Raw genomic sequence first — 25,906 nt, 5'->3', positions numbered from 1 at the left:
TAAGCTCCATTTTTGGCCATTTGTCGCTGTTTGTACGTGATGTCTTGAGCAGGTGGCTCGCGCGGCACACGCTTCTCTTGTCAAACGTCCAGAGAAAGCGAGTGTCGCCATGTCCCATCACCAGGTGGCCGGCCTTCTCCCCGCGCCCGTCCCGGTGCGCTTCGTCGCCGAGGACGGCACCGCCGTCGATCCGCCCGCCGGTTACCGGGCGCCCGCGGACGAACAGCTCGCCGAGGCCTACCGCCGGATGGTCCTGGGCCGCCGCTTCGACCGCCAGGCGACCGCGCTGACCAAGCAGGGCAGGCTCGCCGTCTACCCGTCCAGCATGGGGCAGGAGGCCTGCCAGGTCGCCGGCGTGCTCGCGCTGGGCGCGGACGACTGGCTGTTCCCCACCTACCGCGACTGCGTGGCCCTGGTCGCGCGCGGCCTCGACCCGGTCGAGGTGCTCACCCTGCTGCGCGGCGACTGGCACTGCGGCTACGACCCCGCGGCCACCCGCGTCGCGCCCCAGTGCACGCCGCTGGCCACCCAGACCGTGCACGCGGTCGGCATGGCCGAGGCGCTGCGCCGCAAGGGCGAGGACGCGGTCGTGATGGCCTTCGTGGGCGACGGCGGCACCAGCGAGGGCGACTTCCACGAGGCGCTCAACTTCGCGGGCGTGCTGCGCTCCCCGGTCGTGTTCTTCGTGCAGAACAACAAGTACGCGATCTCGGTGCCGCTGGCCAGGCAGACCGCGGCCCCGGCGCTCGCGTACAAGGGCGTCGGGTACGGCGTCCGCTCCGAGCAGGTGGACGGCAACGACCTGGTCGCGGTGCTGTCCGTGCTGACCGAGGCGGTGCGGCACGCCCGTGAGGGAGGCGGCCCGTTCCTGGTAGAGGCGCACACGTACCGCATGGACGCGCACACCAACGCCGACGACGCCACCCGCTACCGCGACGACGAGGAGGTCGAGCGGTGGGCGGCGGCCGACCCGCTGGCCCGGCTGGAGACCTACCTGCGCGACCGGGGCCTGCTCGACGCGGCGGGCGTCACGGCGGCGCGCGAGGCGGCCGAGGCGTTCGCTGCCCGCGTCCGCGACGGCCTGAACGCCGACCCGGAGACGGACCCGTACGAGCTGTTCGACCACGTCTACGCCGACCCCACGCCGCAGTTGCGCGAGCAGCGCGAGCTGCTGGCGGCCGAGCTGACCGCACCGGAGGAGTGACATGACCGCGATGTCGATGGCGCAGGCGCTGAACGCCGCCCTGCGCGACGCGCTGCGTGCGGACGAGCGGGTGCTCGTCTTCGGCGAGGACGTCGGGCCCCTGGGCGGCGTGTTCCGCGTCACCGACGGGCTGACCAAGGAGTTCGGCGAGGAGCGGTGCTTCGACACGCCGCTGGCCGAGTCCGGCATCGTGGGCCTCGCGGTGGGCATGGCGATGGGCGGGTTCCGGCCGGTGGTGGAGATGCAGTTCGACGCCTTCGCCTATCCGGCGTTCGAGCAGATCGCCTCGCACGTGGCCAAGACGCGCAACCGCACCCGCGGCCGGGTGACGCTGCCGATGGTGATCCGCGTCCCGTTCGCGGGCGGCATCGGCGGCGTCGAGCACCACTGCGACTCCAGCGAGGCGTACTACGCCCACACGCCGGGGCTGAAGGTCGTCACGCCCGCGACGGTCGAGGACGCGTACTGGCTGCTGCGTGACGCCATCGCCGACCCCGACCCGGTGATCTTCATGGAGCCGAAGCGGCTGTACTGGTCCAAGGAGGCGTTCTCCCCCAGCGGGCGGCGGCGCGCGCCCGGGTTCGGGCAGGCCGTGGTCCGGCGCGAGGGCCGCGACGCGACGCTCGTGGCCTACGGGCCCGGCGTGCCGGTCGCGCTCCAGGCCGCCGAGGCGGCGGCCGCCGACGGGGTCTCCCTGGAGGTGGTCGACCTGCGGACGATCGTCCCGTTCGACGACGAGACCGTCACGTCCTCCGTACGGAAGACCGGGCGGTGTGTCGTGATCCAGGAGGCGCAGGGGTTCGCCGGGGTGGGCGCCGAGATCGCGGCGCGGGTCCAGGAGCGCTGCTTCCACTCGCTGGCCGCGCCCGTGCTGCGGGTCACGGGCTTCGACATCCCCTATCCGCCGCCGAAACTGGAGCACGCCCATCTGCCGGACGCCGACCGGGTCCTGGACGCGGTCGACCGGCTGCAGTTCGACGACCGGCCCGACGTGGTGCACCTGAGCAGGGAGGCGTCATGACCGCGGGGCAGGTGTTCCGGCTGCCCGACCTGGGCGAAGGGCTGACCGAGGCGGAGATCCTCGACTGGAAGGTGTCCGTCGGCGACACCGTCGAGATCGACCAGATCGTGGTGGAGGTCGAGACCGCCAAGGCTGCCGTCGAGGTCCCGGTCCCCTACGCGGGCACCGTCCTGGCCCTGCACGCAGAGCCCGGCGCCGTCCTGTCCGTGGGCGCGCCCCTCATCGAGGTCGGCGGAGAGCACCCGGCAGCGGCCCGCTACCGCGAAGAGGAACGCGCCGGCTCCGGCAACGTCCTCATCGGCTACGGCACCACCCCCACCCCACCCCGCCGCCGCCGTCCCACCACAAACGCGAACGCCACCGCAGAGCTCACCCCCACCACAAACCTCAGCCCCGACACAAATCTCCGTCCCGCCACAGACCGGCGGCCCGCCACAGAATCCCGCCCCATCACAGACCCCCGCCCAGCCGCAGGCCCCCGTCCCACCGCAGAACTCACTACCACCACAAACCTCAGCCCCGACACAAATCTCCGTCCCGCCACAGACCGGCGGCCTGCCACAGACCCCCGCCCAGCCGGCGGCCCCCGTCCCACCGCAGATCTCCGTCCGGCTGCGGAATCGCATCCCGCCGCAGAGCCGAGCCCCGCCACGAACCTCCGTCCCGCCGCAGAGCGGCGGCCCGCCGCAGATCCCCGCCCGGCAGACCTCCGTCCCGCTGCGGAATCACGGCCTGTCGCGGAGGTGCGGAGGCGGGAGGCGGCCGGGGGGATGGCGCCGCGGGTGATCTCGCCGTTGGTGCGGAGGATCGCGCGGGAACATGGGATCGATCTCGACGAGGTCACGCCCACGGGGCCGCGTGCGGTGATCCTGCGCCGTGACGTGGACCGAGCCATCACCGACCGCGCCCGCGCCACGGCGGGGAGGGCGCCGGTGGCCGACCGTTCCCAGACCACGGCGGGGAGAGGGACCGACCGTTCCCAGGACATGGCGGGTCAGGAGCGCGTGCCGCTGCGGGGGGTGCGGCGGGCTGTGGCGGAGAAGCTGAGCCGCAGCCGCGCCGAGATCCCCGACGCCACGACGTGGGTGGACGTGGACGCGACCGAGCTGCTCGCGGCCAGGGACGCGCTCCGGCGCGACCGCCCCGATCTCGGCATCGGCCTGCTGGCCCTGCTGGCCCGCATCTGCGTGGACGGCCTGCGCCGCTTCCCCGAGCTGAACTCCACGGTGGACGTCGCCCGTTCCGAGATCGTCCGGTACGGACACGTCAACCTCGGATTCGCCGCCCAGACCGACCGCGGGCTCGTCGTCCCCGTGGTCCGCGGGGCGCACCGGATGACCACCGCCCAGCTCGCCGGGGAGCTGACCAGGCTCACCGGCCTGGCCCGCACGGGCAAACTCCCGCCCGAGGCGCTGACCGGCGGCACGTTCACGCTCAACAACTACGGCGTCTTCGGCGTGGACGGCTCCACCCCGATCATCAACCACCCGGAGGCCGCTCTCCTGGGCGTCGGCCGCGTCATCGACCGCCCCTGGGTGCACGGCGGCGCGGTCGTCCCCCGCAAGATCACCCAGCTCTCCCTCACCTTCGACCACCGGGTCTGCGACGGCGGCGCGGCCGGCGGGTTCCTGCGCCACGTGGCCGACCTCGTGGAGAACCCGGCGATCCTGCTCGCCCACGTCTGAGCGTCAGGAACCGCCCGGCACCACCAGGCCGGACTCGTAGGCGATGACGACGAGCTGGGCCCTGTCGCGGGCGTGGAGCTTGGCCATCGCCCGGTTGACGTGGGTCTTGGCGGTCAGCGGGCTGATCGCCAGGCAGTCGGCGATCTGGTCGTTGGACAGGCCCTGCGCGACCAGGGCGACGCTCTCGCGTTCCCGGTTGGTCAGCTCTTCGAGCCCTCTGCCGGTGCCGAGGGTGATCGGCCGCGTGACGTACCTGTCGATGAGTTTCCTGGTGATCGACGGCGCGAGCAGCGCGTCGCCGCGGGCCGCGACCCGCACGGCGTGCAGGAGATCCTCGGGCACGATGTCCTTGACCAGGAACCCGGCCGCGCCGGCGCGCAGCGCGTCGAAGACGTACTCGTCCAGGCCGTAGTTGGTCAGGATGACGACGTGCACCCCGGCCAGCGCGGGGTCCGCGGCGATGCGCCGGGTCGTCTCGATGCCGTCGGCGACCGGCATCTGGACGTCGACGAGCGCGATGTCGGGCAGATGCTCCCTGGCCAGGGCCAGGCCCTCGACGCCGTCGCCGGCCTCGGCCACCACCTCGATGTCGTCCTCCAGGTCGAGGAGCGCGCGGAACCCGCTGCGGATGAGCGGCTGGTCGTCGACCAGCAGGACGCGGATCACGGCAGCCGGTCCACGGGGAGTTCGGCCCGGACGGTGAAGCCGCCCTCGCCGCGCGGCTCCGCCCGCAGGCGTCCGCCGAGTGCGGTGACGCGTTCGCGCATCCCGAGCAGCCCCACGCCGGGCACCGGGACGGTGTCCTGGTTGGCCCTGCCGTCGTCGTCGACGCGTACGTCGAGCGTGTCCGGGCGGCAGTCGATCCGGACCGAGGCGGTCGCGGCGGCGGCGTGCCTGGCGACGTTGGTGAGCGACTCCTGGACGATCCGGTAGACGGTCCTGCTCACCGCGGCGGGCACGTCCTGCCGCCGCCCCTCGATCGTCAGGGTGGCGTCCAGGCCGATGGCGCGGGCCCGTTCCACCAGCTCCGGGACGTCGTCGAGCCCGCGCGGCGGGGTCGTGTCGTCGTCGCGCAGCGCCTGCAGGGTCGCGCGCAGCTCGCGGGCCGCCTCGCGCCCGGCCTCCTGGATCGCCAGCAGCGCCTCCGGCACCTGTTCGCCGCGCCTGCGGGCCACGTGCACGGCGACCTCGGCCTGAAGCTTGACGATCGAGATCTGGTGGGTGAGCGAATCGTGCAGCTCCCGCGCGATGCGCAGCCGCTCCTCGTCGGCGCGGCGCCGCGCGGTCTCCTCGCGGGTGCGCTCGGCCTCCTCCGCCCGCCGCTCGGCCTGCCGCAGCGCCTCGCCCGCCGCCCCGGCCGCGACCAGCCAGGCCAGCTCAAGAGCGCCCCGGGCCTGCGCGAACGCCTCGCCCATGTCGTACGATCCCGAGGCCACGGCGGCGAGCGGCAGCGCGGCCAGCATGGTCACGCTCGCCACCACCGTGACGACGCGGTGCCCGGCCCGTACGGCGGCGTACACCGCGAACAGGAACGCGACGGCGGGCACGTCGAAACCGGCCGCCTGGTAGCCCACCGCGCACAACCCGGTGACGACCAGGACGGGGACCGGCGCCCGGCGGCGCGCGGCCAGCGCCAGGCCACCGGCGACCAGCGCCGCGTAGCCGGCGGGGTTCGCGGAGCCCTGCCCGGACAGCCCGGTGACCAGCAGCGCCGCCGCCACGCAGCCGGCGATCGCCCAGTCGAGGGCACGGGACCGTCCTGTGCTCATGCGCGCACCATAGCCCGATGCCGTCGCGGGCGGATCCTGCGTACGGACGATCGCCGGGCTACCGCGTCCGCGGTACTTCCACGGATCCTGCGGCGCCGGCGGCAGCGCGCATCGCCTCCCCTGGCCGGACGACCGGCGGCGGGTCCGGAGGACACCATCGGGACACGTCCAGTCCCAGGAGGAGAGTCTCATGTCCGTCACCTTCACCCTGCTCGGAGTCGTGGACCCCGTCGACGCCTACGCCATGACGTCCGGGCGGCTCTGGTCCGCGGTGGGCGCGCTGCTGGGCCTGGCGGGCACGGTGGTCGGCGGGCTGGCCGTGGCCCGCGCCACCGGTCGCATCGGCGCCGGCACCGGCAGAAGGGGAGCCGTCGTGGCCCTGGTGGCGGGGCTGGCGGGCGCGGCCGTCGGCGGGCTGGTGGTGGCCGCCGCCGAGGGCGGTCCCGGCACCGGTTACGGCATCGTCGGCGGCTATGTCGCCGTGGTGGTGGGCCTGTGCTCCGTCGTGCTCGGCGGGCTGGCGCTGACCCGCCGCGTCCGCCGCTGATCGCCGGGCCCGTATCATCGCGGCATGCTGAACCCCAGCAGGCGGGCGGTGCTCCTGGCCGCCGGTGGGCTGATCGCCGGTTGCTCGCGGCAGCGCGAGGTCGGCGAGATCGACCTCCGGCTGGCCACCGGGCCGGCGGGGGCGGTCTACCGGCGCATCGGCGGCTCGATGGCGGCGCACATCTCCGAGCAGGTGCCGGGCGTCACGGTGCGCACCGTGCCGAGCGGGGCGTCCACCGACAACATCCGGATGCTCAGGGCCGGCGCGGTGCACCTCGGGCTGACGAGCCTGGACGCGCTGATCCTGACCGACGGCAGCGCGCCCGAGGAGCTCTCGGCGATCTGCCGGCTCTACGACAGCCACCTGCATCTCGTGGTCATGGCCGGTTCGGCGATCGAGGAGTTCGGCGACCTGGAGGGCAAGCGCATCTCGCTCGGCGCCCGCGACTCGGGCACCGAGTTCACCTCGCTGCGGGTGCTGGAGCTCGGCCCGGTCGACACCGACAGCCGGTATCTCAGCCAGGCCGAGTCGGCGGCGGCGCTGCGCGAAGGCGTGATCGACGCGATGTTCTCCCTGACCGGCGTCCCGACCCCGGCCATCACGGAGCTGGCGCAGCGCCACCCCATCCGCCTGATCCCGCTGGACGCGCAGGCGGGTGCGCTCTTCACGGCGTTCCCCGGCCCCTACGCGCCGGCCATGATCCCCGCGACCGCCTACGCCGGCGTCCCGGCCACCCGCACCTTCGCCGTGCCCAACGTGCTTCTCGTACGGAACGATCTGCCGGCCGACCTGGTGTACGCCATCACCGACACGATCTTCACCCACACCGGCACGATCTCCTCCGCCGGCCGCGGCGACACCGAGGCCATTCCCGAGGCCTGGCACATCAACGTGCGCACCGGCATCTCGACCGCGTCGATCCCGCTCCACCCGGGCGCCGCCGCCTGGTTCCGCGACCGCAAGCACTGACCGGCACGCCGCACGAGACATGAGTCAGTTGCAGGGCTATCGTTGTTGCAAGTCATTTGCAATTACGAGGAGAGATAGCTCATGGGTGACTACACCCTGCCGGACATGCCGTACGACTACGCGGCCCTGGAGCCCGCTATCACCGGCGAGATCCTTGAGCTGCACCACGCCAAGCACCATGCCGCCTACGTCAAGGGCGCCAACGACACCTTGGAGAAGCTGGCCGAGGCACGGGACAAGGGCGAGTTCGGCGGCCTGGTCGGGCTGGAGAAGACGTTCGCGTTCAACCTGTCGGGCCACGTGCTGCACACGATCTTCTGGGAGAACCTGTCCCCCGACGGCGGCGACCGCCCCGACGGCGACCTCGGTGCGGCGATCGACGAGCACTTCGGCTCCTTCGACGCCTTCAGGAAGCAGCTCACCACCGCCACCGCCACCGTGCAGGGTTCCGGCTGGGGCGTGCTGGCATGGGAGCCGCTGGGCCGCCGCCTGGTCGTCGAGCAGGTGTACGACCACCACGGCAACGTCGGCATGAACACCACCCCGCTGCTGGTGTTCGACGCCTGGGAGCACGCGTACTACCTGCAGTATCGCAACGTACGCCCGGACTACGTCGAGAAGCTGTGGGACCTGATCAACTGGAACGATGTGATCTCCCGCTACGACGCCGCCCGCGGCGTCTGACCCAGGCCGGCGACGCCCGCCCGGTCTGAGCTTGGTCCGCGGGGCCGGGCGGGCGCCGCCTCAGTTTCATGCGACTTGCTTGCAATTGCGACTTATATGCAGAATGAGGTGTTTCGTATCGCAATTGCCCGATCCTCTCACCACCGGAGCTCCACCACATGAGCCGCCCGCCCCGTACCACCCCGAAGTCAGGCTCCATGAAGAAGCTGCTCGTCCTGGCGGCGGCCCTGACGCTGACCGCCTGCTCGCAAGCACCCACCGCCCAGGAGCCCACCCAGCAGGCGGCGCCGCAAACCGGCTTCCCCGTCACGGTCGAGAACTGCGGGCGCACCCTCACCTTCGACCGGCCGCCGGCCAAGGTCGTGACCGGCTACCACCCCTCGCTGGAGACCCTGTTCGCCCTCGGCCTGGGCGACCGGATCACCGGGCGGACCAACTTCTCCGAGAGCCCGTTCCTGCCCGGCCACAAGGAGCAGTACGACAAGATCCCGGAGATCTCCGACACGATCATGATGCCGCAGAAGGAGATCATGCTCTCCCAGGGCGCCGACTTCATCGTGGACAACCAGATGGCCAGCTTCGACGCCGCCGGTGGTTACGCCACCGTGGAGGAGCTGGACGCGGCCGGCAGCCCCGTCTACATCCTGGGCGGCTGGTGCAGCCCCGAGGAGGTGCTGCAGTTCACCCTCGACGACACCTTCGACGACCTGCGCAACCTCGGCAAGATCTTCGGCGTCTCCGACCGCGCCGATAAGCTGATCAGCGAGCTGCAGGCCCAGCTGGACGACGTCAAGAAGCGCGTCGAAGGCCGCACCCCGGTCAAGGTCCTGGCCACCGACGGCGGCAAGGGCCCGGTCAACGCCTACGGCGGCTCCGGCATCACCCACCAGATGATCACCCTGGCCGGCGGCGAGAACGTCCTGGCGGACGTCAAGGGCGACTACACCGAGGTCAGCGCCGAACAGGTCAGCGCCTCCCAGCCCGAGGCCGTCCTGATCAGCGACTACTCCACGCTGCGCGGCGAGGACATGCCCAGCTCGCCCGCCAAGGCCGCCGAGACCTTCGCCATCGTCAAGAACAGCCCGGCCGCCAAGGAGCAGCGCTACCTCGCCGTGCCCGTCACGGCCCAGCATCCCGGCTACCGCAACCTCCTGGCCGTCACCGACATCGCCAGGTTCCTGCACCCGGACGCCTTCACCCAGTGACCAGCACCACCCGGCAGAGCCCGGCGAAGACCGTGCCCGTCCCGCGAAGCCGCCGAGTGAGCCGGTTCCTCCTGCTCGTCGCCGCGCTGATCGCCGCCGTGGTCGCCTCGACCTGGCTGGCGGTCAGCATCGGCGCGGTGCCCGTCGCCCTGCCCCAGGCCTGGGGCATCGTCGCCGACCGTGTCATCCCGGGCGTGGTCCCGCAGACCTGGGCCCCGGTGCAGGAGCAGATCGTGTGGGAGTTCCGGCTGCCGCGCGCGCTGCTGGCCCTGCTCGTCGGGGCCGGGCTGTCGGTGGTCGGGGCGGTGCTGCAGGCGCTGGTGCGCAACCCGCTGGCCGACCCGTTCCTGCTCGGGGTCTCCTCCGGCGCCTCGTTCGGGGCGGTGCTCGTGCTGATCCTGGGCGCCTCCGCGCTGGGCGGGCTGTCGCTGTCGGCCGCCGCCTTCGCCGGCTCGCTGCTCGCGCTCGTGCTGGTGTACCTGATGGCTCAGCGGTCCGGACGGCTCACGCCGTCGCGGCTGGTGCTGTCCGGGGTGGCGCTGGCGTACCTGTTCCAGGCCGCCTACAGCTTCGTCCTGCAACTGGCGCAGAGCGGGCGGGCCGCTCAGCAGGTGCTGTTCTGGCTGATGGGCAGCCTCGGCGGCGCCCGCTGGCACGTGCTGCCCCTGCCGGCGGTCGTCCTGGCCGCCGGGGTGGCGTACCTGCTGCTGCAGCACCGGCCGCTGAACGCGCTGGCCGCCGGGGAGGAGACGGCCGTCTCGCTCGGCGTGAACGTGAACCGGTTCCGGCTGAGCCTGTTCGTGCTGACCTCGCTGCTGGTCGGGGTGATGGTGGCCACCAGCGGCGCGATCGCGTTCGTCGGCCTGATCGTGCCGCACGCCGCCCGGCTGCTCGTCGGCGCCGACCACCGCCGGGTGCTGCCCGTGACCGCCCTGCTCGGAGCCGTGTTCCTGCAGCTCGTGGACATCGCCGCGCGCACCGTCAACGCCCCTCAGGAACTGGCGCTCAGCATCGTCACCGCGCTGTTCGGCGTGCCGTTCTTCCTGTGGCTGCTGCGCCGCCGCTCGGTGGACCGGGCGGTGAGCGTCCAGTGAGGCTCGACCTGCGCGGCGTGTCCGTCGCGCTCGACGGCACCCCGATCGTGCGCGAGGCCGACCTGCTGGTGGACGACGGCGAGTTCGTCGGCCTCGTCGGGCCGAACGGCTGCGGCAAGTCCACCCTGCTCCGCTCGATCTACCGGGCGCTGCGCCCCTCGGCCGGGCTCATCGCCGTCGACGGCGACGACGTGCACCGGCTGCCCGCCCGCGAGGCCGCCCGGCGCACCGCCGTCGTCGCCCAGGAGACCCCGCCCGACCTGGACTTCACCGTGGCCGAGATCGTCGCCATGGGCCGCACCCCGTACAAGTCCGACCCCCGCGCCGACGAGGAGCTGTGCGCGCGGGCGCTGGACCGCGTCGGCCTGACCGGCGCCGCCGGCCGGATCTTCGCCACCCTGTCCGGCGGCGAGAAACAGCGCGTCCTGCTCGCCCGCGCCCTGGCCCAGCAGACCCGCCTGCTCCTGCTGGACGAGCCCACCTCCCACCTCGACATCCGCCACCAGCTCGAACTGCTGCACCTGGTGCGCGAGCTCGGCGTCGCCACCCTGGCCGTGCTGCACGACCTCAACCAGGCCGCCGCCTTCTGCGACCGCCTGTACGTGATGAACGCCGGTCGCATCGTCGCCGGCGGCCCGCCCGAGCAGGTCCTCACCCCCGAGCTGATCTCCGAGGTGTACGGGGTGCGCGCCGTGCGGCGGACCCAGCTCGTCTTCGAGCGGCTCAAGGACGAGAGGTGAGCCTCAGGCCGGGGCTCCGGACGAGTCCGCCACCGGCAGCGCGACCACCGCGGCGAACCCGTGCCCGGACCCGTCCGGGCGCGGCAGGCCGTCCTCCAGCCGCAGCTCGCCACCGGCCGCGCCGACCAGGTCGGCGCAGATCGCCAGGCCCAGGCCGGTCCCGGACACGTTCTGGTGACGCGGCGACCGCCAGAACCGCCGCAGCGCCTGGGCCCGCTCGGACGCCTCGATCCCCTGCCCGTCGTCGCGCACCGCGATCGTGACCACGCCCCCGCCCGCGGGGACGGCCCGGGCGGTGACCTCCACCACCCGGGCGTCCGACAGCCGCAACGCGTTGCTGATGAGCTCGTCCAGGATGCTGCCCAGCCCGCCCGTCGGCTCCAGCAGCCGCAGCCCCGGCGGCACGTCGACCGCGAGCGTCTGCCCGGCCGTCGCCGTCAGCGCCCGCCACCGCTCCACCCGGGTCGCCAGCACCGCGTCGAGGTCCACCGGGGACGCCGTCCGGATGCTCTCCATCCGCGCGCTGGCCTGCAGCGAGTTCAGCAGCCGCTGCATGGCCTTCAGCTCGTCCACGGCGACGTCGTACACCTGCCGCCCGTCACCGGCGGCGCGCAGGTGCGGTTCGAGGCTCTCCACGGCGAGCCGGAGGCTGGTCAGCGGGTTGCGCAGCTGGTGGGAGGCGTCGGAGACGAACGCCCGCTGCCGCTGCACGGCGTTCTCGACCGCGTCCATCATGGTGTTGAACGACTCCGCCAGCCGCCGCAGCTCGGCGGGCCCGGCCTCGGCGTCGGCCCGGATGGTGAGGTCGCCCTGCGAGATCCGCGAGCTCGCCGCGTCCAGCTCCCGCACGGGCCGCAGCACCCACGCCGACACCGGCCAGGCGACCGCCATCAGCGCGACCAACGGCAGCAGCCCGATCCCGGCGAGCTGGGCCCAGCGCAGCATGATGCGCCCGCGCGTCTTCGACAGGTCGGAGATCGTCACGATGGCGCCGACCACCTCGCTGTCGCGGCCCACCGGCTCCGCGACCACGAGCGCCGACCCGGCCCACGGCGCCCAGTCACCGGACGGTTCGGGCCGCGCCCCGGCCAGCGCGGCGGTGACGATCGGGCCCATGCCCGGCTCGCTGCGCGCCGCCTCCCGGTAGGCGTCCGTGGGCCCGAGCAGCACGGTGCCGGAGGTGTCGATCACCGCGACCGGGATGCCGTAGAGCTCGTGGTAGCGGGCCAGCTCAAGCTGGAGCGCCTCGGTCCGCCCGGTCGACAGCGCGGTCTCGGCCAGCGACGCGAACCGGCCGACGTCGTTCAGCCGGTCGACGTACGTCTCCTGCACCTCCCGCTCGGCCACCGTGACGCTGAGGGGAACCCCGAGCGCGGCGACGAGCATCACCGCGAGGGGCACCAGGACGACGAGCAGCCGGCGGTGCACGGCGCGTCAGCCGGTCGGCTCCGGCCGGTCGGCCAGGAGCCTGTAGCCGACCCCGTGGATGGTGCGGATGACCACGGCCGGGCCGATCTTCTGCCGCAGCGCGGCGATGTGGGTGTCGAGGGTGCGGCTCGACGACTCCCAGGTCGCGCCCCAGATCTGGTCGAGGATGACGTCGCGGCTGACGACGTTGGGCGCCCGCCGGGCCAGCAGCAGGAGCAGCTCGAACTCCTTGCGGGTGAGCGTCACGGGCGTGTCGTCGACGGTGACCTCGCGGGTGCCGACGCCGATGCGCATCGGGCCGAGGAGGAGCGGCTCGTCGGGGGCGCTCAGGGCGCGGGCCACCCGGGTGCGCCGCAGCACGGCGTCGATCCGGGCCAGCAGCTCGGGGATGCCGAACGGCTTGACGATGTAGTCGTCGGCGCCTGCGCGCAGGCCGCGGACCCGCTCGTGCTCCTCGGAGCGCGCCGTGACGGCGATGACGGCGGTCTCGGGGCGGTCGCGCAGCTTGCGGATCACGTCGAGCCCGTCGCCGTCGGGCAGGCCCAGGTCGACCAGGACGACGTCGGACGGGGCCGCGCGCACGGCCTCCGCGGCGGTGGCGAGGCGGTGGACCTCGAAGCCCGCCTGGGCCAGGACGGTCACCAGACCCCGGGCCACGCGGTCGTCATCCTCGATGATGGTGATCCGCATACCGGATTGTACGGCCCGGTCCGACTCCGTTGTTAACCAGTTCTTGGGATTTTCCTGACATCTGGCGCATTCCTTGGGATTCCTCTGACACTATCCGCGCCCGTACCAGCCCAGACTGAGGCCGCGCACTCACCCAAGAACGCGAATGCGCCGAAGAGGAGGCCGCGACATGAGAACGACCAGCAGGTACCGGGCCGCCGCGCGGATGATCGCCGTCATCGGCGTCGTCTCGCTGGCCGCCGCCTGTGCGGGCAACGGGGGCGACGGGGGCACCACCGGCGGCGGCGACACCGCGGGCTACCCGGAGCAGAACATCACCTTCGTCGTGCCGTTCAGCGCGGGCGGCCCGACCGACACGGTCACCCGCATGATCGCCGAGCCGATGGCGGCCAAGCTCAGCGCCAAGATCGTCGTACAGAACGTCGAGGGCGCGGGCGGCACGGTCGGGGCCGGCGAGGTCGCGCGGGCCGAACCCGACGGCTACACCGTGCTCATGCACCACATCGGCATGTCGACGGCGCCCGCCCTCTACCAGAACCTCGGCTACCAGCCGCTGGAGAGCTTCGAGACGGTCGGGCTCGTCACCGAGGTGCCGATGACGGTCGTCGCCCGAAAGGACTTCGCGCCCGCGACGCTCCAGGACCTCGTGACCCACGTGAAGGCGAACGCCGACAAGGTCACGCTGGCCAACGCCGGCATCGGCGCCGCGTCCCACCTGTGCGGGCTGCTGTTCCAGACCGCCGCGGGCGTCAAGCTGCAGGAGGTCCCGTACGAGGGCACCGGCCCCGCGCTGACCGACCTCGTCGGCGGCCAGGTCGACTTCATGTGCGACCAGACGACCAACACCAGCGGCCAGATCTCCGCGGGCGAGGTCAAGGCGTACGCGGTCACCACGCCGGAGCGGGTCAAGAGCCTGCCCGACCTGCCGACCACCGCCGAGGCGGGGCTGCCCGGCCTGGAGGTCAGCGTGTGGCACGGCCTCTACGTACCGAAGGGCACCCCGCAGGACGTCGTCCAGAAGCTGTCCGAGGCGCTGAAGACGGCGCTGGCCGACCAGAAGGTCGTCGACCAGATGGCCAAGCTCGGCACCGCGCCGGTCCCGGCCGAGAGCGCCACCCCCGAGGCGCACCGGACCAAGCTCCAGGAGCAGCTCGGCACCTGGGCGAAGGTCATCGCCGACGCCGGGATCAAGGCTTCCTGACGTGGAGCACCGCCGATCATTCCCCGACGTCCTCGCCGGGGGGATCTTCGTCCTGATCGGTGGCGCGTTCGTGGTGGGGTCGCTCGGCTACGAGCTGGGCACCCCGCTGCGGATGGGCCCCGGCGCCTTCCCGCTGCTCGTCGGCGCGCTCGTGGCCGCCCTGGGCCTGGCGATCGTGGTCAAGGGGCTGGTCGCCGGCGAGATGATCGCCTTCGGCACGATCCCCTGGCGCGCGGTCGCCGTCATCACGCTCGCGCTGATGTTCTTCGGATTCACCGTACGGGGCCTCGGGTTCGTGCCGACGTCGGCCGTCACCGCCCTGCTCACCACGCTGGCCAGCAAGCACGTACGGCCGCTCACCGCCGTGGTCGTCGCGGCCGGGCTCACCGTGGCCAGCACGCTCATCTTCGTCGTCGGCCTCCAGCTGCGGATCCCGCTCTGGGGCCCGTGGCTCGGATTCTGACGCGGCATCCGGATTGAGGCATGGACCTACTCGAAAACCTCGCGCTCGGCCTCTCGACCGCTCTCCTGCTCCAGAACGTCCTCTGGTGCTTCGTGGGAGTGCTGCTCGGGACGATGGTCGGTGTGCTGCCCGGCATCGGGCCGACGGCGACGGTGGCGATGCTGCTGCCGATCACCTTCAGCTTCGAGCCGGTGACGGCGCTGATCATGCTGGCCGGCATCTACTACGGCGCGCAGTACGGCGGCTCGACCACCGCCATCCTGATCAACCTGCCCGGTGAGTCGTCCGCGGCCGTCACCGCGCTGGACGGGCACGAGATGGCCCGCCAGGGCAGGGCCGGCGCCGCCCTGGCCACCGCGGCGATCGGGTCCTTCATCGCGGGCACGGTCGCGACGGTCGTGCTGGCCGTCGCGGCCCCGCCGCTGGCCCGCGTCGCGTTGCAGTTCGGCCCCGCCGAGTACTTCGCGCTGGTGCTGTTCGGCCTGATCGTGTCGATCGCGCTGGCGCGCGGCACCGCGCTCAAGGCCCTCGCGATGATCTTCCTGGGCGTCCTGCTCGGCACGGTCGGCCAGGACATCTACACCGGCACCCCCCGGTTCACCTTCGACCAGCGCGAGCTGTACGGCGGGATCGACTTCGTGTCGGTCGCCGTCGGCATGTTCGGCGTGGCCGAGATCCTGCGCAACCTGGAGAACGAGCAGACGCGCACGGCGATCGTCGACAAGGTGCGGAACCTCTGGCCGACCCGCGAGGACCGGCGCCGCATCGTCGCCCCCATCCTGCGCGGCACCGGTCTCGGCGCGGCGCTCGGGGTCCTGCCCGGCGGCGGCCACGTGCTGGCCTCGTTCACCTCGTACGCCGTCGAGAAGCGGATCTCGAAGCGGCCGCAGGAGTTCGGGCACGGCGCGATCGAGGGCGTCGCCGGCCCCGAGTCGGCGAACAACGCCGCGGCGCAGACGTCGTTCATCCCGCTGCTCACCCTGGGCCTGCCGGCCCACCCGGTGATGGCGCTGATGATCGGCGCGTTCATCGTGCACGGCATCACCCCCGGCCCGAACGTCATCACCGACGAGCCCGCGCTGTTCTGGGGCCTGATCGCGTCGATGTGGATCGGCAACGTGCTGCTCGTCCTGCTGAACCTGCCGCTGATCGGCATGTGGGTGCGCATGCTGCGCATCCCGTACCAGGTGCTGTTCCCGATGATCATCCTGTTCGCCTCGATCGGCACGTACTCCCTGGGGTTCAACGCCTACGACGTCTACGCGATCGTGCTCTTCGGGCTCCTGGGCTACATCCTGATCAAGTGCGGCTGCGAGCCGGCCCCGCTGCTGCTCGGCTTCGTCCTCGGCCCCCTGCTGGAGGAGAACCTGCGGCGGGCGCTGATCATCTCCCGCGGCGACGCGTCGGTCTTCCTGACCCGGCCGATCTCCGCGGCGCTCCTGGCCCTGTCGGTGGCGGCGCTCGCCCTCTCCGTCCTCCCGGCGATCCGCAAGCGCCGCGAGCAGGTGTTCACCGAGGACGAGTGAGCCCGGCCATCGTGAGGGCGGCGAGCACGGTGACGAGCGGGATGGCCGGCAGCGCGGCGGGGACCAGCGTGACCACCAGGGTCCCCGCCGCCGCCCCGACCACGACCGCCGTCAGGATGGCGATGTCACGCACCATGGCCCCCGCCAGGCCGCCGGAGGTGAGCAGGGCGGCGATGACGCCGGTCAGCGTCCCCGTCAGGTACGTCGTCGACACCACCCGGCGGCCGCCCAGGGCGCGCATCGCCGCGCTCTGCAACCCCATGGCCATCGCCGTCAGAACCAGCAGGACGTGCAGCGCCACGGCGGACGGGCGGCCACCGGTCACCTCCCAGCCCACCGCGAACGCCACCAGCGCGAGCAGCTCCGCACCGAGCACGGCGATCATCCCGCCGCGGCCCGCGACGCCGGTGCCGGCGGCGACCCCCAGCACGTACCCGATGACCGCGGTGACGGTGGTGAGCAGGTGCGCGAGGTCGGCGGTGCCGATCGCGTAGCCGGACACCACCAGGTTGCCGGTCATGACACTGCTGAACACCCCGCCGAGCCGGATGAAACTGGCCGCGTCGACCGCTCCGGTGCCGATGGTGAGGACCACGGCCATGGCGGTGAGCGGAAGGTCCAGCCGCTCGCGCCCCATCAGCGGCGCGTCACGAGCCCACGACCGTCCCGCATCGCACCCTCCCCACACCCGACGTCACACTCCGTACCTATTCCACCACGAAGCGCCACCACATGCCTGACACGCGCGGCCGATGGAATGCGGGCGCGGTCGCCGCCGTTGTCGGAAGTGCGAGCCCGACCATGGGTCCGCCCGGACGAGACGCGCCGTACCCGGCCTGCAAAGACGACGCTCCTTTCATGGAAGGAGCCGTCATGGCTTGGATCATGCTGGTCGCCGCGGGTCTCTTCGAGATCGCCATGGCCTACGCGCTCAAGCAGAGCAACGGGTTCTCGCACTTGCTGCCGAGCATCGGTTTCGTCGTCTTCGCCGTGCTCAGCTTCGGTCTGCTCGCGCTCGCGCTCAAGACCCTCGACGTCGGTACGGCCTATGCCGTCTGGACAGGCATCGGCGCGGTCGGGACCGCCGCGCTGGGCATGATCCTGCTGGGAGAGAGCGTGTCCCTCCTGAAGCTCGCCTCGATCACCCTCATCATCGCCGGCGTCGTCGGCCTCAACCTGGCGAGCGGGGGCCACTGACGGGCCCGGATCCGAGGACGCCTTCCCGCCTCGGTGGTACACCTGGTACGTGTCCGATGTACGGCTGCGCAGGACCTTCCGCTACATCCACGAACCGCTGCCGGCGGACGAGGACGCCTTTCCGATGCTCGGCAACCAGTCGTTCGTGGACGAGCTCAGGCAGCGGTTACGCAGATCCAGGGGCGGGACGTTCCTCCTCACCGGGTTCCGCGGGGTGGGCAAGAGCACCGTGGTGGCCAGGGCGCTGCACGCGATCGAGAAGGACGGCGAGCAGGGAGAGATCGTCGTCCCGATCACCGTCAACGTGGCGCGGCCGATCTCGCCGGAGCGGCTGCTGTTCGCCGTGGTCCGCCGCACCTACGAGGAGCTGGCCGATCGCCGCATCCTGAGCCGGTTGACCCCCGCCGTGCAGCAGGCGCTCATGCTCGCGCACATCCGCACCTCGTACGGGCTCAAGCAGACCTCGTCCGACGCCACCGAGAACGCCGCCAACCTGACGCTCGGCATGGGCGAGGCGGCCAAGAAGACGACCGGGCCGCTGGGGTTCATCGCCCCCGGGCTCGGGGTGTCGCGCAAGCGGACCCGGTCGATGGCCACCGAGGCGTCGTTCCTGACCTACTCCGACACCGACGTCGAACATGATCTGAACCGGGTCGTCTCCCTGATCGGCGTCCCGGCCTCGCGCGGATGGTGGCGCAGGCGCCCGCGCGTCCACCTGGTGATCGTGCTGGACGAGGCCGACAAGCTCACCGGGACGCCGGAGGGGCTGCGGGCCTTCGAGCTGATGCTCAACACGCTGAAGAACGCGCTGACCATGCGGGGCGTGCACTTCCTCATCGTGGCCGGGCCCGACCTGCACGATCACGCCATCCGCGACGTCAGCCGCGGGAACAGCGTGTACGAGAGCGTGTTCGCCTGGCGCATCTACGTGCCGTGCATGTGGGAGGCGCCCGAGCGGCTGCTCACCGCCCTGCTGGACGACACGCCGGACGAGGAGGAGCTGCGCCGGCTGACGTGCTATTTCCGGTTCAAGGCGCGTGGCGTGCCCCGGCGGCTGCTGCAGGAGTTCAGCGAGCTGGTCAGCTGGGACGGCGACCAGCCGTACCTGCGGGTGGAGGGCGCGGACCGGGAGCGCGTGGACTTCTACGCGGGCATGGAGGACATCCTTCACGAGTATCACCAGGCCAGCGGGCGGGAGCGGCTGCTCGCCGTGCCCATCGACAAAGATCGCTGGCGGATGGCCGGCTACTACGTGCTCGACTGGGTGCTCAGGACCGACGGCGAGGCGTTCTCGATCGAGGACATCCTGCGCGCCGGCGAGCTCGACCCGATGCTGCACGTGGCGCACACGGAGCTGGAACAGCTGCTGGACCACCTGGTCCAGCGGCAGGTCATCCAGATCGTCCGGCAGGCGGGGGCCGGGTCGACCCTGATCGGCAACACGCCGGCCGCCCAGCTCACCAGCTACACGCTGACCGACGAACTCCGGCGGCGGCTGCTCGGCCTGGCCCTGCACAGCGAGTCCGAGCGGGCCTCGCTGGACGTGTCGCTGCTGGTGCCCTCACCTCCCGAGGCGGCGGGCAGGTCCGTCCAGGGCGTGATCCGGGTGATCGGCGGCCGGTACGACCTCGTCGAGGTGATCGGGCAGGGCGGGATGAGCTCGGTGTACAAGGCGTGGTCGCGTACGGACCAGAAGTACGTGGCGGTCAAGCTGATCAGGACCGACGTCGTCGGCGACGAGCTGCGCTGGCGCTTCGAGCGGGAGATCGGGCTGGCCCGGCGGCTCGACCATCCCGGGATCGTGCGCACGCTGGACGTCGTGGCGGACGATCAGGTGCTCGCCCTGGTGATGGAGCTGATAACGGGTCCCACGCTGCAGCAGAAGGTGGACGAGGAAGGGCCGCTACCGCCGGCGGAGGTGGCCGGGCTCGGGGCGCGGCTGGCGGAGGCGCTGTCCTACATGCACGGGCTAGGAGCCTTCCGGCTGGATCTCAAGCCGTCCAACATCATCCTCATCGACGGCGTCGATCCGGTGATCATCGACATCGGCATCGCGAAGACGACCCACGACGTCGAGACGACCTCGCCCGACATCCTGGTGGGCACCCCGTCGTACATGTCACCCGAAGGGGCGCACGGGGCGAAGCAGGACATCCGATCGGACATCTACTCGCTCGGCCTGGTGCTGGGCTTCGCCGCCACCGGCCGATCCCCCGCGGGCAGCGAGAGCGTGCCGAAGGTGCTCTACCGCATCATCCAGGGGCACCTGAACTTCGACGGCATCGAGCCACCCCTGCTCGACGTGGTCGTGCGCGCCACCCGGCGCGCACCGGACGAGCGCTTCCAGCACCCGGACGAACTGCGGGCCGCGCTGCCCGGGCAGGAGGCCTCGCGGAACCACCAGGGCGCCAGACCGCCGCTGGGGGGCACGGTGTTCCTGATCGAGGGCGTCTCCTGCCCGAAAGGCCACTTCACCGACGGCAACCGGCTGTCCTGCATGGTCTGCGGCGCGCAACTGGGCCCTCATCTGACGCGCTACCAGGCGGCCCGCCCCAAGCTGGGCGATCTCGTGTTCGACGACGGCCGCGAGCTCCCTCTCGACGGTTCCTATCTCATCGGCGCCGCCCCGCCATCACACCTGGGCACCCGTACGGTGAGCCTCGCCGACGCCGGTGACAACCATCTGTCCATCCGGCTGGACGGCTGGACGGTCTGCGTCCACAACCTGGACACGACGAGCGGGACGGAGATCTCCTACGCCGAGGGCGACGAGTTCCACGGACTCCCGCCCGGAGCCGTCGTGGACCTGCATCCGGGGATGACACTCCGCCTGGCCGGCCGGGCGACGATCACCTATCGCGGCCGCGACTCCTGACCGCCGTCACCGGCGGACCTGGTAAGCCAGGTGGAGCACCCGGTCGCCCTGGATCACCACGTGCGGGTCCTCCAGCAGGTGCTGAGCGTCGACCGAGCCGAAGTAGCGCTTGCCCGAGCCGAAGACCACCGGCACGACGTCCATCGCCACCTCGTCCACCAGCCCGAGGGCCAGCGCCTGCCCGCCGACGTCGCCCGCCGCCACGGCGACCGTGCGCTCCCCCGCGAGTGCCCTCGCCTTGGCGACCGCCCGCGCCACGTCGTCGACGAAGTGGTACGACGCCTCCGGGTGCCAGCCCTCGGGCTTGGGCCGGTGCGACACCACGACGACGTGCTCGCCGGCCGGCGGGCGTCCCTCCCAGCCGTTCGTGATGTCGAACAGGTGACGGCCGATCACCATCGCCCCGATGCCGGCCCAGATCGGCCTGACGTACGCGGCCGAGGCCCGCGAGACCTTCATCGCGCCGCCTTCGACGAGCGGGACGTCGCCGTTGCCGTACCACTCGAACAGCGGGCCTACCTCATCGGCGGCGTCGGCGATGAAACCGTCCACCGACACGACGTTGTGCATGACCACGGTGCTCATGAGATCTCCCTGGGTGTCTGACGAGTTCGTCCTTTCACCCATGCGTCGAACGTATACCGCCGGAACAGACACGACCCGGAAAGAATCTCGACCGCGACCGTACGCTACGCCCTGTCGTGCGCGAGAGGGCGTGCGGAACCGAGCGCCGAGGACAGCGCCCAGCGGCCGGGCCCGAGTGCGGCGACGAGCAGGAAGCCCCAGCAGAAGAGCGCGGCCTTCTCGCCGCCGTTCTCGATCGGGAACAGCGCCTGCGGCTGGTGGACGACGAAGTAGGCGTAGGCCATGGTGCCCGAGCAGACGACGGCGGCGGCACGGGTGGCCAGCCCGAGGAGGACGAGGACGCCGCCGATCAACTGGATGACGGCCGCCCACCAGTCCGGCCACTGCCCGACGCCTGGCACCTGGCCGTGGGGCCCGCCCAGCACGTCGAAGAGCGTCGCCACACCGTGACAGGCGAACAGCAGGCCTATCACGATCCGGTACAGGGCCAGGAACAGCCCTTGGTCCTTGACCAGCGATTCCACAGAGGTGTCCTTTCGACGAAGGGTTGCTGGTGCCGTTCTCCGGGACGCTTTTGGGAGCGCTCCCAAAGGGTCTCTGCACGGAACCCGTCCGTCAACGCCGCGCCTCCCGCGGGAGATCGCGCCGTCGGCTGCCACGCGCCCCACAAGGCGGAACACCACAACCGCGACCTCGTAGAAGATGAAAATTTCAACTACACGACTCCCCCTCACCGACCATGAAAGTTTCATGATCCACAGTGACGACCTCACGAGATGGTAGAAGTAGGGCGGAAGCGGGGGTCCTGACGGTGAGGGCGATCGTTGATCCGGGTTCTGCTCGCGGAGGACATGCACATGGTCCGCGGCGCTCTGATCGCGCTGCTCGGGGTCGAACCCGCCATCGAGGTGGTGGCCAAAGTCTCACCGGTGTTGGCTCTCTCGGATCCGCATGGCTGATCGGCTACTCGGACGGAACCCGTACCGGCTATCTCAACGGCATCACGATCAGCGTTTCCGACACCGACGGCGACGGCCGGTACGACACCGGCATCTCGTCGTACTTCGACGGCGAGACGATCCCGGTCTACAAGCACGCCGCGAGCTCCTGGACCGGCAGCATCACGTAGGGCCGCACCGATCCTCGACACCCGCATGGGCAGGGCGCCGCTCACTGCCCTGCCCATGACGCCCGGCGCGCCTGTACGGTCGATTCACACGAGATCGCCGGCCGTGGAGGCTTCCTACCTCGTCTGTTCGGGCAGCGGCGGCGAGCATGACCTCGGGCGGATCATCGACCTCCTCTCCAGGCCCGCGCCGGCCCGGCGCTGGTGGAGGCGGAGGGCCAGGCAGCCGCTCAACCCGCTCCTCCGGCAGAGGCGGAATGAGCATGGTCTACTGCGCTCGCGACATCGGGCCTGGCGCAAGGCCTTCACCCGATCCAGCGCAGGGCGTGGGGCTATCCGGCTTCGGTGATCGGCAGGGTGACCACGTCGTGCGCGTCGGACTTCAGGTCGGAGCTGCGGGGAACCGAACCTCTTATGCGCAGGAAATACTCTTTGGCCTGGCGCAGGCTCTGCTGAAGTCCTCGGGCGACCTGGCCGCGCTGCTCGTAGTAGGTGTCGCTACCGTAACGCTCCTCGACGAAGTCGTAGAAGTCCTGGGCCTTGTTCCCGACGAATACACACGCGTCTTCCATCTTGTTTCCGAGCTCAGCGCTCACGTGCTTGCTCGCCTCGGCGACAGAGGCGTCCAGCGTCCGCAACTCGGCGGTGAAGGCGACGCGGTTCTGCTCCAGCCATTTGAGGTTCCGGCTCTGACGGTGAAGCGTCTCAAGTGTGCTGATGGCCTGGTCAAGGGCGTGAGCGCCCTGGGAGGCGGCCATTTCTCACGGTCGTGCCTCAGACAGCAGGTCGAGCAACCACCTTCGGAAAAGCTCGGCGGATGCGCATGCCCTGCGCACCTGGTCCGCGGTGGCGTACATGGCAGCCTCCGACAAGATCTCCTCCAGGCGGCCCACCAGCTCTTCAACCCTCGTCGGTTCCTTCGGGTACGGTGGACGTTCTTCGCGCAGCGCCATTCGGAGGAACTCGGTGTCGGCCGCGAGATCACCGCTCGTTCGAGCTGTGAATCTGGTGGCGCGCAGCGCCTCGACAAGATCTCGCCAGGCTGCCGCTGGATTCTCTGCCAGCTGTCGCCGTCGCACGCCGGTCAGCTCTTCCAGAGCGGAGACCAGACTCTGCGCCTGGTCCTTGAGCAGCCCACGGACCAGGAGCTCGATGGAGTCCGTAGCGATGCGCACGTCGGCCGTGTCGATGAGGCCGAGCCTGCGGTCCAGAGAGAGGTGCAACTGCCTGATGTCGCCGTGGGCGATGCGTGTGACGCCGGAGGCCCGGAACTTGGTGTCCAGCTCGGCCGTGCGTACGTACCGGTCGCTGACCACGATCACCGCCGAGCCAGGTGTGCTGGCGCGCACGCGGCAGGGGGCGAGGCGCACGAAACGCTCCTCTTCGTCCAGCAGTTGGAGAGCCGCGCCGACCAGACCGTCCTGATTGCCCATCGTCCGCTGCATGAAGTGCAGTTGCCTGCTGAGCACGGCGTCTATCTCGCCCCGCGAGCGGGGCACCCCGACGACAGGAGCCTTCGCCGCCGGCCGGAAAGGAGGTACGTCGACGTCCCTGGTCAGCCGGGAGTATTCACGCGCCGCGTACACGCTCATATCGAAGAACCACTGCCGGACGTCGTCGGGCAGCCGCTTGCGACCGACGAAGACGAGGGCGCAGCCGATCAGGGACAACAGTGCCTGGGGCCGCCAATGCTCGCCGTGATCGTTGCTGTCGGCCCAACTCTGGCCCGCCTCATGGAACGCCGCGCTGACCGCTTTGAAGCCGAAGACTGAGGGGACGTCAGGATTGTGCGGAGTGACGATCGCAGCCTTGAGGTGGTGCCGCGCCTCGGGGTCGTCGGCGAGAGCCCTCAGCCATTCGCGTGCCAGGCTCAGCAGCAGATGCGCGGGATCACGGGCCAGTGGCGCATCTTCGGCGAAGTCACCGAAGTCGATGAGCTTGAAGCCCCGCGGATCCTCGGCGCGCAGCAACACGTTGCGGACGTTCAGGTCACCATGACCACGTCCGCGGTGGACGAGCAACTGATGCGAGCCATCACCGTTGGCCAGGGCCAGCGGGTTGCGCGCCAGACCGCCATCGCCGTCAGGCACCCATTCGACCGTCGCCGTCACACCGTGCTCGACGGCCCACCTGTCCAGTGGTTCGCCGTGATCCAGGCGGTCACCGAGCAGCAGGCGCAGGTATGCGCCTGCTGTCATGGACTCCGGCCGGTGAAGGAGCGTCGGGTTCCATGCGCCGAGTACGGACTCGAACACGGTTCCACAGGCTTTGGGCAGCCCATCGGAATGCCGCAGCTCCACCAGGGGCCGCACGGTGGATCGGTCGCCGCCGGCGATCCTCATCTGGATCATCCACCACGAGCCCAGCATGATGGGGTCGCCGATCAGCTCCACCAGGTGCGCCTCACGGAACTCGCGTGGTGAACGGTTCAGAGCCCGGCGCATTCGTCGCGCTTCTCTGGCGCCATCGCCTTTCAGGAATTTGAGCACGGCCTGCCGGGCGAGGACGTCGGCCTCGAACTGTGAGGCGACGGCGACCAGCGCGTCGCTCATCCCTCCCGCCATCCAACCCGTCAGCTCGGAGTCATATGTGGTGGACTCGTGCCACCGCCTGTAGACGGCGAGCAGGTCGGAAGGCAGCTCATTCCATTTCTCGCCCGACAGCTCGCCCACGTCGCCCGCCCTATTCCAGGAAGAACAAGATGATGGAGATGATGATCCCGAGCACCCCGAGGACAAGGCCGTAGAACTCCCATGGCCTGTCCCTGACGATAGCTCGCAACGTACGTCGCTGAACGCCCATCAGGCTCAGCGGCAAGGCGCCGATCCCGTGCGGAAGAGAGTCGTGGAGCCAGCGCAACCCCTCCATGTTGAGGCCGGCCCGGTTCACCTGGGCGCCTTCTTCGAGAAGGATCTCCGGTTTCACCCATCGGGCATCCGGCCCGGCGAGCAACTGGGCGCGGGAGGACCGCAGCTGGAAGAACGCGATCTCATACGCGGTCAGTGCGCCCAAGGTGCGCGACGGCTGAGTGATCTCGGCTGTTCCCAGCTCAACGAGCTGGTCCGTACGGGAGTCGAAGACGAATCGGGGAAGCTCCTCCTCCAGCTCGCGCACCGCGACCTCGCGCATGCCGGGATCGGCGGGACGCATCCGCCCGCCGGGAAGCTGGTACTGATCGGCGGCACTGTCGTACATGATCAGGTAGTTGACTCCCTGACCGCGCAACCGCGCTTTGACCACCACTTGCGCGACTTTCACGCGTCGCAGCGGACGCGCCCGGGGGCTCAGGCGACCACGCTGACGTTCCATCAGGTACAGGAACTGCGGCCCCGCGAGAGCCTCCTGATCCAGGTACGGCGGCTCGCCCACCCGCGCGCGGGCCCAGTTGCCCAGGATCGGAGTGCCCGTGGCGACGTACTCGGCCAGGCTGCGGAGGAACAGTGACGACGTCACGTGATCGGCCCTGACCTGACAGTCCTTGACCGCGAGCACGCCGAAGGCGTTCAGCAACGTGATCAGAACCTGACCGACCGTCTCGGCCTGCTCGGGATCCAGGCCCATCCCGTCGCAGATGGAGGCCGCGGGAAGCGCGGCCTCACCCGGCAAGGGCAACTTCCGCAGCAATTCCGCAGCGATCCGCCGTGCCTCTGGCTCTGTCATCCCCCACCCTTCTCGGGCCCGGGTGCCGCAGAGTCATCGTCTCTCGTGGTCGTGACGCTGTCGATCCACCTACCGGCGCACCCGGTAGGCCAGGTGCGGCCCTCGGTCGCCCTGGATGACCACTGCGGGTCCTCTGCTGAGCGTCGAGCGAGACGATGGGCACTGTGGTCATGCACCACGTCGTGTCGGTGCTTGGACACCGCCCGGTTGATTTCGGCTCGGATTCCGCGCCGGACG

General features: G+C 70.9%; 24 protein-coding genes, 1 pseudogene and 1 riboswitch. Of the genes and pseudogenes, 15 read left to right on the top strand and 10 right to left on the bottom strand.

The window, feature by feature from the left end; all coding sequences use genetic code 11:
* Nucleotides 1-109: 109 nt before the first annotated feature.
* Genes pdhA through ACIBF7_RS39960 form a run of 3 tightly spaced genes read left to right on the top strand, consistent with a single transcriptional unit; the run spans nucleotide 110 to nucleotide 3,910 of the window.
* Nucleotides 110-1,204: a pyruvate dehydrogenase (acetyl-transferring) E1 component subunit alpha gene (gene pdhA / locus ACIBF7_RS39970; RefSeq protein ID WP_271279502.1), complete on the top strand. Its 1,095-nt coding sequence runs from the start codon at nucleotides 110-112 to the stop codon at nucleotides 1,202-1,204.
* Nucleotide 1,205: 1 nt separating this feature from the next.
* Nucleotides 1,206-2,225, top strand: coding sequence for an alpha-ketoacid dehydrogenase subunit beta (locus tag ACIBF7_RS39965; protein WP_219545957.1), 1,020 nt, complete (start codon nucleotides 1,206-1,208; stop codon nucleotides 2,223-2,225).
* The gene (locus ACIBF7_RS39960; RefSeq protein ID WP_397199430.1) at nucleotides 2,222-3,910 is read left to right on the top strand and encodes a 2-oxo acid dehydrogenase subunit E2; all 1,689 of its coding nucleotides are present in this window, start codon (nucleotides 2,222-2,224) and stop codon (nucleotides 3,908-3,910) included. Before ACIBF7_RS39965 ends, ACIBF7_RS39960 begins: the two co-directional genes overlap by 4 nt.
* A gap of 3 nt (nucleotides 3,911-3,913) precedes the next feature.
* Here ACIBF7_RS39960 and ACIBF7_RS39955 read toward each other — a convergent pair whose 3' ends face one another.
* A complete protein-coding gene (locus ACIBF7_RS39955; protein ID WP_219545959.1) occupies nucleotides 3,914-4,576 on the bottom strand; it encodes a response regulator transcription factor in 663 nt (220 codons plus the stop codon).
* Nucleotides 4,573-5,679, bottom strand: coding sequence for a sensor histidine kinase (locus ACIBF7_RS39950; protein ID WP_397199429.1), 1,107 nt, complete (start codon nucleotides 5,677-5,679; stop codon nucleotides 4,573-4,575). The genes ACIBF7_RS39955 and ACIBF7_RS39950 overlap by 4 nt, the downstream gene beginning before the upstream one ends.
* Before the next feature lie 190 nt (nucleotides 5,680-5,869).
* On the opposite strand from ACIBF7_RS39950, the gene ACIBF7_RS39945 reads away from it, so the two are divergent.
* From ACIBF7_RS39945 to ACIBF7_RS39920, 6 genes are all read left to right on the top strand, one after another.
* Nucleotides 5,870-6,226: a DUF6223 family protein gene (locus ACIBF7_RS39945; RefSeq protein ID WP_148034998.1), complete on the top strand. Its 357-nt coding sequence runs from the start codon at nucleotides 5,870-5,872 to the stop codon at nucleotides 6,224-6,226.
* Nucleotides 6,227-6,250: 24 nt separating this feature from the next.
* Entirely contained in the window at nucleotides 6,251-7,195 is a 945-nt protein-coding gene (locus ACIBF7_RS39940) for a TAXI family TRAP transporter solute-binding subunit (RefSeq protein WP_148034999.1), read from the top strand.
* Between the two features lie 81 nt (nucleotides 7,196-7,276).
* Nucleotides 7,277-7,879: a superoxide dismutase gene (locus tag ACIBF7_RS39935; RefSeq protein ID WP_271279499.1), complete on the top strand. Its 603-nt coding sequence runs from the start codon at nucleotides 7,277-7,279 to the stop codon at nucleotides 7,877-7,879.
* 197 nt (nucleotides 7,880-8,076) lie between these two features.
* Nucleotides 8,077-9,084, top strand: a complete 1,008-nt coding sequence (locus ACIBF7_RS39930) for an ABC transporter substrate-binding protein (protein ID WP_397199428.1) — start codon at nucleotides 8,077-8,079, stop codon at nucleotides 9,082-9,084.
* A 56-nt stretch (nucleotides 9,085-9,140) separates the two neighbouring features.
* The gene (locus tag ACIBF7_RS39925) at nucleotides 9,141-10,178 is read left to right on the top strand and encodes a FecCD family ABC transporter permease (RefSeq protein ID WP_397199427.1); all 1,038 of its coding nucleotides are present in this window, start codon (nucleotides 9,141-9,143) and stop codon (nucleotides 10,176-10,178) included.
* Nucleotides 10,175-10,918, top strand: a complete 744-nt coding sequence (locus tag ACIBF7_RS39920; RefSeq protein WP_397199426.1) for an ABC transporter ATP-binding protein — start codon at nucleotides 10,175-10,177, stop codon at nucleotides 10,916-10,918. The genes ACIBF7_RS39925 and ACIBF7_RS39920 overlap by 4 nt, the downstream gene beginning before the upstream one ends.
* A 3-nt stretch (nucleotides 10,919-10,921) precedes the next feature.
* On the opposite strand, the gene ACIBF7_RS39915 is transcribed toward ACIBF7_RS39920, so the two are convergent.
* Both ACIBF7_RS39915 and ACIBF7_RS39910 read right to left on the bottom strand, forming a co-directional pair.
* A complete protein-coding gene (locus ACIBF7_RS39915) occupies nucleotides 10,922-12,346 on the bottom strand; it encodes an ATP-binding protein (protein ID WP_397199425.1) in 1,425 nt (474 codons plus the stop codon).
* A 6-nt stretch (nucleotides 12,347-12,352) separates the two neighbouring features.
* Nucleotides 12,353-13,036, bottom strand: a complete 684-nt coding sequence (locus tag ACIBF7_RS39910) for a response regulator transcription factor (protein ID WP_397199424.1) — start codon at nucleotides 13,034-13,036, stop codon at nucleotides 12,353-12,355.
* 169 nt (nucleotides 13,037-13,205) lie between these two features.
* On the opposite strand from ACIBF7_RS39910, the gene ACIBF7_RS39905 reads away from it, so the two are divergent.
* Genes ACIBF7_RS39905 through ACIBF7_RS39895 form a run of 3 tightly spaced genes read left to right on the top strand, consistent with a single transcriptional unit; the run spans nucleotide 13,206 to nucleotide 16,226 of the window.
* Nucleotides 13,206-14,237, top strand: coding sequence for a tripartite tricarboxylate transporter substrate-binding protein (locus tag ACIBF7_RS39905; protein ID WP_397199423.1), 1,032 nt, complete (start codon nucleotides 13,206-13,208; stop codon nucleotides 14,235-14,237).
* Between the two features lies 1 nt (nucleotide 14,238).
* Nucleotides 14,239-14,700, top strand: coding sequence for a tripartite tricarboxylate transporter TctB family protein (locus tag ACIBF7_RS39900; protein WP_148035005.1), 462 nt, complete (start codon nucleotides 14,239-14,241; stop codon nucleotides 14,698-14,700).
* 20 nt (nucleotides 14,701-14,720) lie between these two features.
* Nucleotides 14,721-16,226 carry a tripartite tricarboxylate transporter permease gene (locus ACIBF7_RS39895; RefSeq protein ID WP_148035006.1) on the top strand — a complete coding sequence of 502 codons (1,506 nt, stop codon included), beginning with the start codon at nucleotides 14,721-14,723 and terminating at the stop codon, nucleotides 16,224-16,226.
* On the opposite strand, the gene ACIBF7_RS39890 is transcribed toward ACIBF7_RS39895, so the two are convergent.
* Nucleotides 16,210-16,863 (bottom strand): DUF1275 family protein, encoded by a 654-nt coding sequence (locus ACIBF7_RS39890; RefSeq protein WP_345482974.1) that lies wholly within the window; start codon nucleotides 16,861-16,863, stop codon nucleotides 16,210-16,212. The two genes, ACIBF7_RS39895 and ACIBF7_RS39890, sit on opposite strands and share 17 nt — an antisense overlap.
* A gap of 151 nt (nucleotides 16,864-17,014) precedes the next feature.
* A riboswitch (guanidine-III (ykkC-III) riboswitch) is annotated at nucleotides 17,015-17,080 on the top strand.
* Nucleotides 17,081-17,099: 19 nt separating this feature from the next.
* Here ACIBF7_RS39890 and ACIBF7_RS39885 point away from each other — a divergent pair.
* Nucleotides 17,100-17,423, top strand: a complete 324-nt coding sequence (locus ACIBF7_RS39885; RefSeq protein ID WP_364233470.1) for a multidrug efflux SMR transporter — start codon at nucleotides 17,100-17,102, stop codon at nucleotides 17,421-17,423.
* Nucleotides 17,424-17,472: 49 nt separating this feature from the next.
* Nucleotides 17,473-20,298, top strand: coding sequence for a protein kinase (locus tag ACIBF7_RS39880; RefSeq protein ID WP_397199422.1), 2,826 nt, complete (start codon nucleotides 17,473-17,475; stop codon nucleotides 20,296-20,298).
* 6 nt (nucleotides 20,299-20,304) lie between these two features.
* On the opposite strand, the gene ACIBF7_RS39875 is transcribed toward ACIBF7_RS39880, so the two are convergent.
* Both ACIBF7_RS39875 and ACIBF7_RS39870 read right to left on the bottom strand, forming a co-directional pair.
* Complete coding sequence (locus tag ACIBF7_RS39875) at nucleotides 20,305-20,883, bottom strand: dihydrofolate reductase family protein (protein ID WP_397199421.1); 579 nt, start codon at nucleotides 20,881-20,883, stop codon at nucleotides 20,305-20,307.
* Between the two features lie 104 nt (nucleotides 20,884-20,987).
* The gene (locus tag ACIBF7_RS39870) at nucleotides 20,988-21,407 is read right to left on the bottom strand and encodes a DoxX family protein (protein ID WP_397199420.1); all 420 of its coding nucleotides are present in this window, start codon (nucleotides 21,405-21,407) and stop codon (nucleotides 20,988-20,990) included.
* 300 nt (nucleotides 21,408-21,707) lie between these two features.
* Here ACIBF7_RS39870 and ACIBF7_RS39865 point away from each other — a divergent pair.
* A pseudogene (locus ACIBF7_RS39865) lies at nucleotides 21,708-21,809 on the top strand (DNA-binding response regulator); the annotation flags it as partial.
* 532 nt (nucleotides 21,810-22,341) lie between these two features.
* On the opposite strand, the gene ACIBF7_RS39860 reads toward ACIBF7_RS39865, so the two are convergent.
* Genes ACIBF7_RS39860 through ACIBF7_RS39850 form a run of 3 tightly spaced genes read right to left on the bottom strand, consistent with a single transcriptional unit; the run spans nucleotide 22,342 to nucleotide 25,669 of the window.
* Nucleotides 22,342-22,767 (bottom strand): hypothetical protein, encoded by a 426-nt coding sequence (locus ACIBF7_RS39860; RefSeq protein ID WP_397199419.1) that lies wholly within the window; start codon nucleotides 22,765-22,767, stop codon nucleotides 22,342-22,344.
* A gap of 3 nt (nucleotides 22,768-22,770) precedes the next feature.
* The gene (locus tag ACIBF7_RS39855; RefSeq protein WP_397199418.1) at nucleotides 22,771-24,681 is read right to left on the bottom strand and encodes a hypothetical protein; all 1,911 of its coding nucleotides are present in this window, start codon (nucleotides 24,679-24,681) and stop codon (nucleotides 22,771-22,773) included.
* Between the two features lie 10 nt (nucleotides 24,682-24,691).
* Nucleotides 24,692-25,669 carry an NUDIX domain-containing protein gene (locus ACIBF7_RS39850; protein ID WP_397199417.1) on the bottom strand — a complete coding sequence of 326 codons (978 nt, stop codon included), beginning with the start codon at nucleotides 25,667-25,669 and terminating at the stop codon, nucleotides 24,692-24,694.
* Nucleotides 25,670-25,906 lie beyond the last annotated feature (237 nt).

The sequence above is a fragment of the Nonomuraea sp. NPDC050478 genome (assembly GCF_044458265.1).
GTDB classification, from domain to species: Bacteria; Actinomycetota; Actinomycetes; order Streptosporangiales; family Streptosporangiaceae; genus Nonomuraea; species Nonomuraea ferruginea.
This window is presented reverse-complemented; position numbering and strand designations above follow the sequence as displayed.

Excerpts from the sequence above, each read along its gene's own strand:
- ACIBF7_RS39860 (WP_397199419.1), bottom strand. The coding sequence starts at position 22,767 with ATGGCCGCCTCCCAGGGCGCTCACGCCCTTGACCAGGCCATCAGCACA.
- ACIBF7_RS39875 (WP_397199421.1), bottom strand. The coding sequence starts at position 20,883 with ATGAGCACCGTGGTCATGCACAACGTCGTGTCGGTGGACGGTTTCATC.
- ACIBF7_RS39960 (WP_397199430.1), top strand. The coding sequence starts at position 2,222 with ATGACCGCGGGGCAGGTGTTCCGGCTGCCCGACCTGGGCGAAGGGCTG.
- ACIBF7_RS39930 (WP_397199428.1), top strand. The coding sequence starts at position 8,077 with ATGAAGAAGCTGCTCGTCCTGGCGGCGGCCCTGACGCTGACCGCCTGC.
- ACIBF7_RS39885 (WP_364233470.1), top strand. The coding sequence starts at position 17,100 with ATGGCTTGGATCATGCTGGTCGCCGCGGGTCTCTTCGAGATCGCCATG.
- ACIBF7_RS39935 (WP_271279499.1), top strand. The coding sequence starts at position 7,277 with ATGGGTGACTACACCCTGCCGGACATGCCGTACGACTACGCGGCCCTG.
- ACIBF7_RS39940 (WP_148034999.1), top strand. The coding sequence starts at position 6,251 with ATGCTGAACCCCAGCAGGCGGGCGGTGCTCCTGGCCGCCGGTGGGCTG.
- ACIBF7_RS39890 (WP_345482974.1), bottom strand. The coding sequence starts at position 16,863 with ATGGGGCGCGAGCGGCTGGACCTTCCGCTCACCGCCATGGCCGTGGTC.
- ACIBF7_RS39910 (WP_397199424.1), bottom strand. The coding sequence starts at position 13,036 with ATGCGGATCACCATCATCGAGGATGACGACCGCGTGGCCCGGGGTCTG.
- ACIBF7_RS39850 (WP_397199417.1), bottom strand. The coding sequence starts at position 25,669 with ATGACAGAGCCAGAGGCACGGCGGATCGCTGCGGAATTGCTGCGGAAG.
- ACIBF7_RS39950 (WP_397199429.1), bottom strand. The coding sequence starts at position 5,679 with ATGAGCACAGGACGGTCCCGTGCCCTCGACTGGGCGATCGCCGGCTGC.
- ACIBF7_RS39905 (WP_397199423.1), top strand. The coding sequence starts at position 13,206 with ATGAGAACGACCAGCAGGTACCGGGCCGCCGCGCGGATGATCGCCGTC.
- ACIBF7_RS39965 (WP_219545957.1), top strand. The coding sequence starts at position 1,206 with ATGACCGCGATGTCGATGGCGCAGGCGCTGAACGCCGCCCTGCGCGAC.
- ACIBF7_RS39945 (WP_148034998.1), top strand. The coding sequence starts at position 5,870 with ATGTCCGTCACCTTCACCCTGCTCGGAGTCGTGGACCCCGTCGACGCC.
- pdhA (WP_271279502.1), top strand. The coding sequence starts at position 110 with ATGTCCCATCACCAGGTGGCCGGCCTTCTCCCCGCGCCCGTCCCGGTG.
- ACIBF7_RS39895 (WP_148035006.1), top strand. The coding sequence starts at position 14,721 with ATGGACCTACTCGAAAACCTCGCGCTCGGCCTCTCGACCGCTCTCCTG.